General features: G+C 71.9%; 12 protein-coding genes. 7 read left to right on the forward strand and 5 right to left on the reverse strand.

Annotation, left to right across the window (positions count from 1 at the left end; translation table 11 throughout):
- Both ACFHWS_RS18425 and ACFHWS_RS18430 read right to left on the reverse strand, forming a co-directional pair.
- On the reverse strand, positions 1 to 696 hold the full coding sequence (locus ACFHWS_RS18425; RefSeq protein WP_416555799.1) for a hypothetical protein: 696 nt from the start codon (positions 694 to 696) through the stop codon (positions 1 to 3).
- A 40-nt stretch (positions 697 to 736) separates the two neighbouring features.
- Positions 737 to 2,059, reverse strand: coding sequence for a M20/M25/M40 family metallo-hydrolase (locus ACFHWS_RS18430; RefSeq protein ID WP_416568629.1), 1,323 nt, complete (start codon positions 2,057 to 2,059; stop codon positions 737 to 739).
- Positions 2,060 to 2,402: 343 nt separating this feature from the next.
- On the opposite strand from ACFHWS_RS18430, the gene ACFHWS_RS18435 reads away from it, so the two are divergent.
- Both ACFHWS_RS18435 and ACFHWS_RS18440 read left to right on the forward strand, forming a co-directional pair.
- Positions 2,403 to 3,389 (forward strand): LysR family transcriptional regulator, encoded by a 987-nt coding sequence (locus ACFHWS_RS18435; RefSeq protein ID WP_416555797.1) that lies wholly within the window; start codon positions 2,403 to 2,405, stop codon positions 3,387 to 3,389.
- A 301-nt stretch (positions 3,390 to 3,690) separates the two neighbouring features.
- Positions 3,691 to 5,187 (forward strand): S1 family peptidase, encoded by a 1,497-nt coding sequence (locus ACFHWS_RS18440; RefSeq protein WP_416555796.1) that lies wholly within the window; start codon positions 3,691 to 3,693, stop codon positions 5,185 to 5,187.
- A gap of 117 nt (positions 5,188 to 5,304) precedes the next feature.
- On the opposite strand, the gene ACFHWS_RS18445 is transcribed toward ACFHWS_RS18440, so the two are convergent.
- Genes ACFHWS_RS18445 through ACFHWS_RS18455 form a run of 3 tightly spaced genes read right to left on the reverse strand, consistent with a single transcriptional unit; the run spans position 5,305 to position 8,407 of the window.
- Entirely contained in the window at positions 5,305 to 5,667 is a 363-nt protein-coding gene (locus tag ACFHWS_RS18445; RefSeq protein WP_416555795.1) for a DUF3140 domain-containing protein, read from the reverse strand.
- 23 nt (positions 5,668 to 5,690) lie between these two features.
- Complete coding sequence (locus ACFHWS_RS18450; RefSeq protein ID WP_278168993.1) at positions 5,691 to 5,882, reverse strand: hypothetical protein; 192 nt, start codon at positions 5,880 to 5,882, stop codon at positions 5,691 to 5,693.
- Positions 5,879 to 8,407: an ATP-dependent Clp protease ATP-binding subunit gene (locus tag ACFHWS_RS18455; protein WP_416555794.1), complete on the reverse strand. Its 2,529-nt coding sequence runs from the start codon at positions 8,405 to 8,407 to the stop codon at positions 5,879 to 5,881. The genes ACFHWS_RS18450 and ACFHWS_RS18455 overlap by 4 nt, the downstream gene beginning before the upstream one ends.
- Positions 8,408 to 8,609: 202 nt before the next feature.
- On the opposite strand from ACFHWS_RS18455, the gene ACFHWS_RS18460 reads away from it, so the two are divergent.
- From ACFHWS_RS18460 to ACFHWS_RS18480, 5 genes are all read left to right on the forward strand, one after another.
- The gene (locus ACFHWS_RS18460) at positions 8,610 to 9,008 is read left to right on the forward strand and encodes a hypothetical protein (protein ID WP_416568630.1); all 399 of its coding nucleotides are present in this window, start codon (positions 8,610 to 8,612) and stop codon (positions 9,006 to 9,008) included.
- A gap of 182 nt (positions 9,009 to 9,190) precedes the next feature.
- Positions 9,191 to 9,451, forward strand: a complete 261-nt coding sequence (locus ACFHWS_RS18465; RefSeq protein ID WP_278168988.1) for a hypothetical protein — start codon at positions 9,191 to 9,193, stop codon at positions 9,449 to 9,451.
- Positions 9,452 to 9,457: 6 nt separating this feature from the next.
- Positions 9,458 to 10,381, forward strand: coding sequence for a hypothetical protein (locus ACFHWS_RS18470; protein WP_416568631.1), 924 nt, complete (start codon positions 9,458 to 9,460; stop codon positions 10,379 to 10,381).
- Positions 10,374 to 13,055, forward strand: coding sequence for an FtsK/SpoIIIE domain-containing protein (locus ACFHWS_RS18475; RefSeq protein ID WP_416568632.1), 2,682 nt, complete (start codon positions 10,374 to 10,376; stop codon positions 13,053 to 13,055). The genes ACFHWS_RS18470 and ACFHWS_RS18475 overlap by 8 nt, the downstream gene beginning before the upstream one ends.
- Positions 13,055 to 13,720 carry a hypothetical protein gene (locus ACFHWS_RS18480; protein ID WP_416555790.1) on the forward strand — a complete coding sequence of 222 codons (666 nt, stop codon included), beginning with the start codon at positions 13,055 to 13,057 and terminating at the stop codon, positions 13,718 to 13,720. Before ACFHWS_RS18475 ends, ACFHWS_RS18480 begins: the two co-directional genes overlap by 1 nt.

The following is a 13,720-nucleotide window of genomic DNA, read 5'->3' on the forward strand; positions in this document are numbered from 1 at the left end:
TTAGCGCAGGCCGCCGCCGGCCGGGCCGCCGCTGGCCGGTGAGTCGTCGCCGTCGTCGTCCGGCAGGTAGGCGTGCTCGTCGAGTCGGCCGACGATCTCGTCACCGGGAACTGACCGGAACGGTCCATCGACATCGCCGTCGCTGAACGCCTCCGGATCCAGCGGCGTGGTGACCTCGTGCACCATGACCACGCCGTCGAGCGGTTCCAGCTCCGGGATGTCCAGCGCGCCGAGTGAGCCGTCGCCGGCCTGCAGCAGCTCGAGCACCGCCTCTCCGACACCACCGACCGGCTCTGCCTCCTCGGCGGACGGGCTGCCCTGGCGGCGGGCCGCGTCGGCGATGCGGACCAGCGCGGCGACCGACGGCACCCGGTAGTCACGACGCTGGCGTACCGAGACGACCTGCGGGTGCGGGTCGGCCGGCTCGTCGCCGTCGACACCGCCGGCACCGACACCGAACCGTTCGTCCGCCTCCTGCGGATCGATCGACTCGACGTCCCAGGGTGTCACCTCACCGAAGGCGTCCAGCAACTGCTCGTCGTACGCGTACGACGCGTTGTTGAGCGCCACGTACGCCTGCCAGACGGCGTCGTCGTCGATTCGGCCGTCGGCGGCCTTGACCGTGGCCAGATGTGCCCGGGCAGCCTGGAACACCTGCTCCAGCGCGGCGTCGAGGTCGGTGTGCTGGTCGGTCATGCGGATGAAATTCCCTTCACCTTCGATGGGGCGCCGGCGGTCAGCTCTGGCGCAAGAAGCGGTCGAGCACATGCACGCCGAACTGTAGCCCCTCGACCGGGACCCGCTCGTCGATGCCATGGAACAGCGCAGAGAAGTTCAACTCTGCCGGCAGCCGTAGCGGGGTGAACCCGAAGCATCGGATGCCGAGTTGGCGAAACGCCTTGGCGTCGGTGCCGCCGGAGAGCATGTACGGCACCGTCCGGGCACCCGGGTCGGCGTGGCGCAGCGCGGCGGCCATCGCGTCGACCAGCGCACCGTCAAAGGTCGTCTCGATCGCCGGCTGCCGCTCCACGTGTTCGATCGCCACATCCGGGCCGATCAGCTGGCGGAGCTCGGCCAGGAACTGGGTCTCCTGGCCGGGCAGCACCCGGCAGTCAATGGTGGCACTGGCTCGACCGGGGATGACGTTCTCCTTGTATCCGGCGTCCAGCCGGGTCGGATTGGCGGTGTTACGGACCGTGGCACCGATGATGTTCGCGATCGGCCCCAGCTTGGCGATCGTCGACTCCGGGTCGTCCGGGTCGAACTCGATGCCGAGCAGGTCGGAGACCTCGGCCAGGAAGTCCCGCACGGTCGGGGTGACGACGATCGGGAAACTGTGTCGGCCAAGCCTTGCCACCGCCTCGCACAACGCCGTCACCGCGTTGTCGTCGTGCATCATCGAGCCGTGTCCGGGACGGCCCCGGGTGTGCAGCCGCAGCCAGTTGATGCCCTTCTCCGCCGTCTCGATCAGATACAGCCGCAGGTCGTCACTCACCGTGTAGGAGAAGCCGCCGACCTCGCCGATCGCCTCGGTGCAGCCGTCGAACAGCCCGGAGTGCCGCTGCACCAGGTGGTGGGCGCCGTACCGGCCGCCAGCCTCCTCGTCGGCGGTGAAGGCCAGTACGATGTCGCGCGGTGGCCGGGTCCCGCTGCGCTGCCAGTCACGGACCACGGCGAGCACCATCGCGTCGAAGTCCTTCATGTCGATCGCCCCACGGCCCCACAGGTAGCCGTCGCGCAACTCGCCGGCGAACGGCGGGACCGACCATTCGGATGCGTCGGCCGGGACCACGTCGAGGTGGCCGTGCACGAGCAGCGCCCCGCGGGACGGGTCGGTACCGGAGATGCGGGCGACCAGGCTGGCCCGGCCGGGTGCGGACTCGACGATGGTGCTGGTGACGCCGACCTCGGCGAGCTGGTCGGCGACGTACTCTGCGGCGACCCGTTCACCGACGCTGGTCAGCGGGTCACCGGTGTTGGTGGTGTCGATCCGCAGCAGGTCGCGGCAGATCCGCACGACCTCGTCGGTCGGCGCCGGCGGCGGGGAGGGTGCAGTCATGCGGTTCTTCTTACCAGCCGTCCGGCCGCTGCCCCAGCCCCGCGGCGGCACGCCCCACGGTTTCGACGACGGCATGGGGGTACCGCCCCATTCGCAGGGCATCGCGACGGACCGCTGCGGCCGCCGTGGAACCGGGTGGTGAACCCGGCGCTGGGGGTGCTGGACAAGACCCGGGATCTGCTGTCCGGCCGTGCCGCCTATCCCGAGGATCTGACGGCGACGCGGGTCGGCCGCGACGGCTAGTCCGAAATGTCCATTCAGTTCTGTTTCATATTGATGTCGGAGAACGTTTCCCGCATCGAAGGTCTTCCCGTCGATCCCGTTCTGGTCCTACCGTCACGTTATGAACCTGGAGCTGCGGCACCTGCGGGTTGTCTGCGCCATCGCGGAGACGGGAAGCGTCACCAAGGCGGCCTCCATGTTGGGGTTGGCGCAGCCCGCACTCACCGCGCAACTGCAACGGATCGAACGGACTCTCGGTGGGCCCTTGTTCGAGCGCGACCGACGGGGTGCCCGGCCGACCGCACTGGGCGAACTGGTCCTGGCCCGGGCCCGGGTGCTGCTGCCGGCGATGAAGGGGCTGCAGAACGAAGCGGCCCGGCTGGCCGGCACGGGCAGCGTGATGAGCAGGTTCCGGCTCGGCGGGGTCAACAGCCCGATCCTGGGTGGCCTGGTACACCGGCTCGCCGCCGACCAGCCGCAGGCGCAGATCAGCACCTACGCCTCCTGGTACGTCGACGAGCTCGCCCAGATGGTGCTCAGCGGTCGACTGGACTACGCGCTCACCGGGGTGTGCGGCGACGCCACCCCATCGGCTGAGTTCGGTTTGGCGTGGCGGGCAGTCGCCGTCGACGCGATCTTCGTCCTGTTGCCCGAGACCCACCCGCTGGCGCACCGCCCAGAGATCGAGCTCGGCATGCTCGCCGACGAGCAGTGGGTCGCCGCGCCCGGCGACGGATGCTTCGGCGACTGCTTCGCCGCCGCCTGCGCACGGTCCGGGTTCACCCCCCGCAAGATGTACGAGACCGACATCCGCGGCTGTGTCGACCTGGTCGAGTCCGGCGAGGCCATCGCCCTGTGCCAGGCGACATTCCGGCCGATCAGCGGGCTGGTGACCCGACCGTTGGCCGGCGCGCCGCTGCGCTGGCGGCTGCTGCTGGGCTGGCACCCGGACGCGACCGCCGCCGCCCTCGCCGACCGGGTGTTCACCCACGCAACCACGGCGTACACCGACTCGCTGGGGCGCAACCCGCAGTATCTCGGCTGGCTCGCCGACAACCCCGGATTCGGGGCGCAGAGCCTGGCCGGCATCCCGGTTTCGGACGGCTGACCGGGCTGACCGGGCCTGCCTCTCCCCGACCGGCCCCACTCCGCCCCGACCGATCGCTGTGACGGTATGAGCCAGCTGGTATCTGCCTGCTGACATAGACCGCCATTAAGTTGACAGCAACTCAACGTTACCCCGAACACCGACATCCGGGCCCGACGGCGCACCACGACCGGCGGACCGTTCGGGCTCCGGCCCCCGTCGGTATCGGAGACGTCGGGGTGCCACGTGCCTCCGGTCGGCTCCGCCAGGCGATCCCTGGCCCCCGCCGGAGTCACTTCCCGTTCAATCGTCAGGGGAGCAGATGAGACGAGCACTGATCGCGGCCACCGCAGCCGCCGTCCTGCCACTGGGCGCGGCCGGTCTGGCCGCGATGCCCGCCATGGCAGCACCCAGCGCCGGGCCGGTCGCCCAGCCGGCCGCCGACGCGGCCGCACCCGGAATGCTCGCGGCGATGCAGCGTGACCTGGGCCTTACCGCAGACCAGGCGCGGGTCCGGATCGCCAAGGAGGCCAGCGCCAACAAGAAGGAAGCAATGTTGCGTGCCACCCTCGGCACCGATTTCGGCGGGGCGTGGCTGTCCCCCGACGGCGGCACGCTGACCGTGGCGGTCACCGACTCGGCCCAGGCCGCCGCGGTGACCGCCGCCGGCGCGAAGGTCAAGGTGGTCGACCGCAGCGCGGCCGAACTCGACCGGGTCAAGGCCAAGCTCGACCGCACCGCGGCGAAGGCGCCGGCGAACGCCGTCGCCGGCTGGTACGTCGACGTGGCTACCAACGCCGTGGTGGTGCTGGCCCGCGGCGACATCTCGGTGGCCGAGAGCTTCGTCGCCGGCAGCGGCGCAGCGGCGGACGCGGTACGGGTCGTGCGCACCGATGAGACGCCGACCACCTTGTACGACGTCCGGGGCGGCGACGCCTACTACATGGGCGGGCGCTGCTCGGTCGGCTTCTCGGTGACCGGCGGGTTCGTCACCGCCGGGCACTGCGGCAGCGTGGGCACCGCCACCCAGGGCTACAACCAGGTGTCGCAGGGCACCTTCCGTGGGTCGTCGTTCCCCGGCAACGACTACGCCTGGGTACAGACCAACTCGAACTGGACGCCGCAGCCGTGGGTGAACAACTACAGCGGCGGCAACGTCACGGTCGCCGGCTCGGCCGAGGCGGCGGTCGGCGCGTCGGTTTGCCGGTCCGGATCCACCACCGGTTGGCGCTGCGGCACCATCCAGGCCAAGAACTCGACGGTGAACTACCCGCAGGGCCAAGTGTCCGGCCTGACCCGGACCAACGCCTGCGCCGAGCCCGGAGACTCCGGTGGGTCGTGGCTCTCCGGCCAGCAGGCCCAGGGGGTCACCTCCGGCGGTTCGGGCAACTGCTCGACCGGCGGCACCACCTACTTCCAGCCGGTCAACGAGATCCTCTCGGTGTACGGCCTCACGCTGCGGACCGGCGGTGGCGGCAACCCGCCGACCACCCCGCCGCCGGGCAGCGGAACCTGCAGCGGCTACCAGAACACCTACACCGGTTCGCTCTCCTCCGGCGGCACCCAGATCCAACCCAACGGCAGCTACTTCAGCGCCGGCTCCGGCACCCACCGGGCCTGCCTGGACGGGCCGACCAGCCGCGACTTCGACCTGTACCTGCAGCGGTGGAGCGGCAGCAGCTGGGTCAGCGTGGCCAGCGGCACCAGCCCCGGTCCGGATGAGACGCTGACCTACAGCGGCTCCTCCGGCTACTACCGGTACGTGGTCCACGCGTACAGCGGTTCGGGCAGCTACTCGCTCGGCATCACCCGGCCGTAGCCGTTCGTCTCCCGGCCGAGCCGGTCGGGCCGGGAGACGAACCGGCAGAGCCACACCCCGACGGCGGGTACCGGGAACGGGACCCGCCGTCGGCGTGCGCCAGGTGGAGGTGACTGGTCAGCCCGCCGTGTCCGCGTCGACGCGCAGCGGATCGTGCCCCAGGTCAAGCAGCGCCCGCCGCCACCGGTCGTCCGCCGCGCCCGCCGCCGGACGGCTGGCGAGCAGGTCCCGGATCTCCTCGACGACCCGCGCCATCACCTGCCGGTCCGGTTCGGTCAGATCCACCCGCCGTTTGCCCAGCACCGCCAGTACGGCACCACCGGGCTGCGGCAGGTCGACGCCGGGTCCGACGAACGCTTGTTCGCCGGACGCCTCGGTCAGCAGCCAGTCACGCAGCTGTTCCGAACTAATGTTCACGTACGCGTGGAACTCGTTCCACAACTGATCAGTGTCGGTGTCGGTACGCCGGTACGCCGCCATCGACAACCTCCTCACCTTGACAGTCAGTCGGGGGGCTCGGTGCTGCTCACCGGATCGTCGGAGTCGGCCCGGGTCTGTGTACCGGCCGGTTCCGGGCGCACATCGGTGTCCGCCAGGACGGCGCCGGGTCCGGTCCCGGTGTCCAGCGGGCTGTTCCGGGCCAGCACCTCGTCGGTCTTCGCGGACTTCTCACGTTGTTCCTCAGGTTGACTCATGATCGTCTCCTCCCTTCGGCCGCGCTGACGACATCGAACCGCAGACCACCGTCCCGCGCGTCGACGGTGACCCGTTGCCCCGCCGCCAACGTGCCGTCGAGCAGCAACCGGGACAGTTGGTTGTCGACCTCCCGCTGGATCGTCCGACGCATCGGCCGCGCGCCGAACTCCGGCTGGTATCCGGCTTCGGCTATCCAGTCGGCCGCCGCATCGGTGACCTCCACGGCGATGTCCTGGGCATGCAGCCGCCGGCGGGTCTCCTCCAGCAGCAGATCGGTGATCTGGCGCAGCTGCTGCTGGGCCAGTTGCCGGAAGATGATGATCTCGTCGATCCGGTTGAGGAACTCCGGACGGAAGTCCTCCTGCAGCCGGCGCAGCAGGCGCTCGCGCAGGTCGTCGTCAGGGCTGTCGCCGTCCGTCCCACCAAAGCCGACGCTGCGGCCGCCGCCGGTGATCAGCTCCGAGCCGAGATTGCTCGTCATGATCAGAACCACGTTACGGAAGTTGACCGTCCGGCCCTGGCTGTCGGTCAGCCGGCCGTCGTCGATCAGCTGCAGCAATACGTTGAACACGTCGACGTGCGCCTTCTCGATCTCGTCGAGCAGCACCACCGCGTACGGTCGTCGGCGAACCGCCTCGGTCAGCTGGCCGGCCTCCTCGTAGCCGACGTACCCGGGCGGTGCCCCGACCAGTCGACTTACCGTGTGCCGTTCCTGGAACTCGCTCATGTCGAGTCGGACCATCCGGTCGGCGTCACCGAACAGGGCCGCCGCGAGGGCCCGGGCAAGCTCCGTCTTGCCGACGCCGGTGGGTCCGAGGAACAGGAAACTGCCGACCGGCCGGTCCGGGTCTCCCAGCCCGGCCCGCGAGCGACGGACCGCCTCGGCGACCGCGGTGACCGCGTCGTCCTGGCCGACCACCCGTTGGTGCAGTTCGCCCTCCAGCCGCAGCAACCGGTCCCGCTCCTCCTCGGTGAGCTGGCTGACCGGAATGCCGGTGGACCGGGATACCACCTCGGCGATCTCCTCGATGCTGACCTGGGGCACCCCGGCGCTGTCCGGGCTGCGGGCCGTCTCGATCCGCTGTTGCACCTGCGTCAACTGGTCCCGCAGGCCGGACGCCCGTTCGTACTGTTCGTCGGCGACTGCCTGAGCCTTGTCCCGGTGCAACTGCTCGAGCTGCCGTTCCAGGTCCCGTACGTCGGCGGCCGGTGTGCGGGTGCGCAGCCGGACCCGGGCGCCGGCCTGGTCGATCAGGTCGATCGCCTTGTCCGGCAGGAAACGGTCGCTGATGTAGCGGTCGGCGAGTTCCGCCGCCGACAGCAACGCGTCGTCAGTGAACCGCACCTGGTGATGCGCCTCATAGCGGTCCCGCAGACCGTGCAGGATCGCGATGGTGTCCGCCACGGTCGGCTCGGGCACCAGGACCGGTTGGAACCGCCGGGCCAACGCGGCGTCCTTTTCGATGTTGCGCCGGTACTCGTCCAGCGTGGTCGCGCCGACCACCCGCAGTTGGCCTCGGGACAACGCAGGTTTCAGCATGTTGCTGGCGTCCATCGACCCTTCGGTGCCGCCGCCGCCCGCCCCGACCAGGGTGTGCAGCTCGTCGAGGAAGACGATGAGGTCGTCGCCGTGGTTACGGATCTCGTCGATGACCTTCTTCAGCCGTTCCTCGAAGTCGCCGCGGTACCGGGTACCGGCGACCAGCCCGGCGAGATCCAGCTGCACCACCCGCTTGCCGATCAGCGTCTGGGGGACGTCCCCGTCGACGATGCGCTGCGCCAGTCCTTCCACAATCGCGGTCTTGCCGACCCCGGCCTCCCCGATCAGCACCGGGTTGTTCTTGGTCCGCCGGGACAGGATCTCCACGGCCTGCTCGATCTCCTCACCCCGGCCGACGACCGGGTCGATCGCCCCCTGAGCGGCGAGTTCGGTCAGATCCTGCCCGTACTGGTCGAGGGTCGGGGTCCCGCGGGCCGTCCGCGGCTTGGCCGCACCGCCGCGTTCGGCGCTGGCGTTCTGCAGCGACCGGGGTTCGACGTGGCCGGCCGCGAGCATCCGCCCGGCGGCCGACTCCGGGTTGACCGCCAGCGCCATCAGCACGTGCTCGGGTCCGATGTAGGTCGCGCCGGTGGCCCGGGAGAGCTGGTGCGCGTCCAGTAGTGCACGTTTCGCCGCCGGGGTCAGCGAGAGGTTGGCCGGTACCTCGCCCCGGCCGGCCGCCGGTCCGCCCAACTCGGCGAGCAGCCCGTTCGGGTCGGCCCCGGCCCGGCGGACCAGCTCCCGCAGCGGTTGACGCTGCAACGCCGCCCAGAGCAGGTGATCGGTGTCCAGGTCGCTGGTGCCGGCCTGGGCCGCCCGCCGGGCGGCGGCGGTGAGCAGGTCACGGGCATCGCCACTCATTAGCCGGGTGATGTCGACCCGGTGCACCGGCAACCGGGGCTCGCCGCCGGTGAGAAACCGGGCCAGCAGGTCCTCCCAGGGATCGGTGCCGAGCCCTCCCGGGCCGTACGGTCCGTCACTCATCTGCGCGCCCCCTCGCCGTTTCGCCCCCGCCGGCTGTGAACCGGACTGTGGCTACCCGGGCCGCCCCGGGCCAAACGTCCCGGTCGACGAGCGACGTCCGGAACCACCCCGCATGCCGCCGAGGTACCGGCACGTGGGTCGGGATTGGGGCGGCCGGCCGGGGTGCCGGGTCCACGGCCGCGCATGCTGGCAGGCTTGCCGGATGCGGACTCTGCTGATCGTGGACGGCGCGAACGTGGTCGGCTCCCGACCCGACGGTTGGTGGCGCGACCGGATGGCGGCGGCCGCCCGGCTGCGTAATCAACTGGTCGGCGTCGCCGACCGGGGACTCCCCGAGCTGACCGGCCCGCTGGAGGTGGTCCTGGTGGTGGAGGGGGCGGCCCGTGGTCTGCCGCCGACCGACGGGGTACGGATCGGCGTGGCTCCCGGGTCGGGGGACGATCTGATTGTCGAGATCGCCGCCGAGGGCGGACCGGACCGGCGGGTGGTAGTCGTCACGGCCGACCGCCGGTTGACGGACCGGGTCGCCGAAGTGGGCGCGCAGATACGCGGACCCCGATGGCTGACCAAGCAGCTGACCGATCCGGTGTCGGACTTCTGACCGGTATTCAGCCTGAATACCTGATCCGCCACCGGCAGTTGCCCAGCTCACACGGGCTAAGCGCCGGCGGCCGGACGGTCGCTGCGGACCAGCCTATCTGCGGGACCAGACAGCCGGGCAGCAACCACCCACCAGCGGTAGGCTCTAATAGAGCCTTCCAGCCGCTTGAGGAGGTTTCGCCCGTGGCGAGTGTCGCCGAGGTCAAGTCCGCCATCGAAGCCGCGATAATGCAGGTGTCGGAGGGCCAGGCTGCCGTCCAAGCCGCCAGCGAGAAGATCGCCGAGGCGCAGCAGAGCCTGGCGGCCGCCTTCGAGGGCAGCGGCCACGAGGCGGTCGGAGCGGCCCAGGCCGCCCTGTTCCAGGCCAGCTCCGAGCTCGAGGAGTGCCTCGCCGCCACACTCGCCGCCGTCGAACAGGCGCAAACGTACTCCGCGACGCTGTAGTCACCAATGTCCCTCGCCGAGAATTTCGCCGCCCGGGTCCGGGCGGCCACCGACGACCTGCCGGTGGGCCAGCTCGCGGTCGCGGTGCAGCGGCTGCGCGCCGCGACCGAGCTGCTCATCTGGGTCCGCCAGGAGTCGGCGGACCCGCTGGCAGTGCCGCAGCTCGCCGGCGCCACCGAACACGCGGAGCAGGCCGGCCACGCGATGCGGGTCGCTGCGCAGTCAGTGGACGACTACCTGGCGGCGATCGGCTTCGGCGCCGGCCCGGCGTCGGGGGGCGACGGCGGGTGGCGGGCGGCGCTGGACAGCGACCGGGACCCGACAGCGGCACCGGACGGCACCGGACGGACGAGCGCGCCTGCCGCGCCCGAGCTCGGCAACTGGTGGGCCGCCCGGGTCGCGGAGCTGACCGACCGGGAGTCCGGGGTCGGGCCAGGGCCGGACGCCGCCACAGACACCGCCGAACTGCTGCGCAGGGTCGCGACGGCGGTCCGTCGGGAGGACCGGGCCGGACTGCACCGCGACCTCGCCGCGGCGGCCGCGCCGACCGGGCTGAATCTCGCCGCGGTCACCCCACCGCTGCTGCACCGGCTCGCCGGGGACCTGCTGGACCACGAGCCGCAGGCCGAGGACCTGCGTCGGCTCGCCTCCGCCACCACCCGACAGGTACGCGAGCTGCTACCCGGCATGCCGGACTCGGTGCTGTCGACCCTGTTCGCCCGGATCTGCCGGGTGCCGGCCGACGAGCGGCGCGGCGACGTTCACCGGGCCGACGATGAACAGGCCGGGCAGCCCCCGGCTCCGCCACACCCGGCCGATTCGGCGGTCGCCGGCGCGGTACTCACCGGCGTACTGCTACGGCTGCTCGACCGCGAGCCGCAGACGCTGCGCCCGGAGCAGCCCCGACCGCTGCGGGGGCGCGATGCCTGACGCGCGGGCCGAGCTGGTAGCCGCGGTCCGCCGGGCGCTCGGTCATGCCCGCGCGGCGGCCCGCAACCGACTCGACGACGTCGAACAGGACATCGCCGCGGCGCAACAGCAGCTCAAGCGGGTACGCAGGGCAGCCGAGCAGGTGCCGCACCGAGCCGCAGCGCACCGCGACCGCCGGCTCGCCGACCTCGCCGAGCAGTACCGCGATCAGATAGCGGTGACCGCCCGGCGAGCCGTCGCGGCGGTGAACCGGGCGGCACCAGGAGCCGCCGCCGCTGACTGGGCCCGGTGGCGTCCTGCTCCGGCGACGCGCACGGAAGCGCCAGGAGCTGCCCGGATCGGCCTGACCGGGCTGGCCGGAGGTCCCGCCGTACCCGCGCTCGTCGCGGTCCTGGACCACGGCCACGTGGCGCTAAACGGCGCCGACCGAGCGGGGTGTGACGCCGTGCTGTCCGCGCTGCTGCTGCGGATCCTCGGCCGTACCGCGCCCGGCACCGTCCGGCTGACCGGCTACGACCCGGAACAGCTCGGTGGCGGCCTCGCCGGTTTCGCCCCGCTGGCCGGACCCGGCCTGCTCACCTTCGCCGGCCCCGGTGGGTTGAGCCGGCACCTGGACGAGCTGGTCGACCACATCCGCCGGATCAACGAGAAGGTGCTGGCCGGGGAGTTCCGATCGCTGAGCGAACTGGCGACGGCCACCGGCCGACGGCCGGAGCCGTGGCGGATCGCCGTCCTGCTCGGCGGGCCCGGGGAGGAGCTGTCCCGGCACGAACGGGCTCAGCTGGACCGGATCACCCGCGCCGGTGCCGCCTGCGGCGTCCATCTGATCGTCCGCGGTGTCGGGCTCAGCGCCGCGCCCACCGTGACCACCGTGTCGGTCTCCGGCGGCACGGCTCGGGTCAGCGGCTATCCGCAGCTACCGGTGCGGATCGACCCGCCGCCGCCGGCCGAGCTGGTCACTCGTACCTGCCGGGAGATCGCCGCCGCAGTCGCCGCCGGCCCGGTTCCGGCGGTATTCAGCGATCTGCTGCCCGAACAGGAATGGACCGAGGACGCCACCGCCGGGCTGACCGCGCCGGTCGGCGACAGCCCACAGGGCCGGCCGGTGACGGTGACGTTGAGCGACTATCCGCCGCACGCGCTGATCGGTGGGCCGTCCGGTACCGGAAAGACCAACCTGATCTACGCGTGGATCGGTGCCCTAGCCGCCCGCTACTCCCCCACCGAGCTGGAGTTCTATCTGCTGGACTTCAAGGAGGGGGTGTCCTTTGCCCGGTTCGCGCCGGGCCGGCGGGACCCCAGCTTCCTGCCGCATGTCCGGCTGGTCGGGGTGAACGTCAACACCGACCGGGAGTTCGGTCTGGCGATGCTGAACTTCCTCGGTGCGCAACTGCGGCAGCGGGCCGACGCCGCCAAACGCCACGAGGTGACGAAGCTGGCGGAGCTGCGCGCCGAGGACCCACAGGGCCGGTGGCCGCGCATCGTGGCGGTGATCGACGAGTTCCAGGTGCTGCTCGCCGGCAACGACGCGCTGGCCACCGAGGCCGCGACGCTGCTGGAGGACCTGGCCCGGCGGGGCCGGTCACAGGGCATCCACCTGATCCTGGCGTCCCAGGACGTCTCCGGTATCCAGGCGCTGTGGGGGCGTACCGCGCTGATCGCCCAGTTCGCACTACGGATCGCGCTACCGAAGGCGCGCCGCGTTCTGCCGGAGACCAACACCGCAGCGGAGTCACTGCCCCGCCATCACGCCGTGGTCAACGCCGAGTCCGGGGCAACGGAGGCCAACCAGATTGTCCGGGTTCCGCCGGCCAGCGACCGGGACACCTGGCAGGAGCTGCAACACCGGCTGTGGCGACGGCGGCCCGTCGACCTGCCCACGCCGCGGCTGTTCGACGGCGACGTGGTGCCCCGGCTGGCCGAGGCACCGGACTACCAGGCACTGGTCGCCGACGGCGACGGACCGCGCGTACCGGTGGCGTTGCTCGGCGAGACGATCGACGTACTGGCCCGCTCCGCCCGGCTCAGCCTGGCCCGGGCACCCGGACGTAATCTCGCGGTACTGGGCACCCGGGTGGACGAGGCGTGCGCCCTGCTCGACGCCGGTGCCCGGTCGCTGGCCCGGCAGTACCCGCCCGGCGCGGCGCGGTTCGACGTCGCCTGTCTGGATCCGGACGCGGAGGCAGCCGCCCACCGGCTACACGCGGCGTTGCCGGCCGGCACCGGACTGTACGACCTGGATACCGTCGGCGGGCTGCTCGCGGACACCGCCGACCGGCTCTCCGGTGACGTGCTGGACGGTCCGGTCCGCCCACACTTCCTGGTGCTGTACGCGGTCGACGCCGCCGCCGGGCGGCTGGCGGCAAAGTTCGCCGGCCGCTCCGGCCTGGACCGGCTCCGCCGGGTGCTGCATCTCGGGCCGGAGCGGCACACCCACGTGCTGGGCTGGTGGCGCGGGGTGGCCCGGATGCGCGACGATCTCGGCGGGGTCGGCTCACGGACCGACCAGATTGGCGCCTGGGTGGCGTTGGACGTGCACGGCTCCGACCTCGGGCCGCCGCTGTACCCCCGGGCCGGCGGCCCGGCCTGGTATCCCCGGCCGTGGCGGGCGCTGTTCTTCGACCGAACGGTGCACCGCAGCGCAGAGGTCATCATCCCGTACGGGCTGACCTGATGGACGCCTCCTACCCCGAGCTGATGCGCCGGCTCGCCGAACTCGCCGCCGCGCTGCAGAACCGCCGGGACGAAGCGCAGCAGTGGTACGCGCAACGGTGCGACGGCGCGCAGACCGCGGTGGCTGAGGTGGAGGCCGACCTGGCGGAGCTGCACCAGCTCCACGATCAGGCAGGCCGGGAGCTGGCGGACGTCGACCGGGTGGCCGCCGACATCTGGACCGAGATCGGTCACCGGTTCGGGCCGTTGGCCGGACGGCTCGGCGGCCTCCCGCCGCCACTGCCGACGCCCCCGGGTACCGCCGTCGACGACGATCCGGAGCACTGGCTCGCGGCCGCCCGCGCTTTGGTCGAGCGGTCCAACGACGTGGGCCCCCTGCCCCGGTCGGCGTATCCGGTGCTGGCGGTGTTCGGCGCCGCCGGAGCCGCCGCCGCGTTCGGGCTGTCCACCGCCGCGCGATGGGCTGGCCAGCGCTACGGCGGCGACCTGGCGGTCGGGATGCCGGTGATCGCGCTCGTGGTCACCTTGGTCGGTCCGCTACTCGGGCTGGGTCCGGCCAAGGCGCTGGCCGACCGCCGGCACGCGGTGCTCGACCTGCGTACCGTGTCGATCGTCCTGGTCGCCGGCCTGGCAACGACCGCCGCCCTGCTGACCGGACTGGGCTGA

This window comes from Micromonospora sp. LOL_013 (genome assembly GCF_048060315.1).
In the GTDB taxonomy this organism is placed as follows: domain Bacteria; phylum Actinomycetota; class Actinomycetes; order Mycobacteriales; family Micromonosporaceae; genus Micromonospora_E.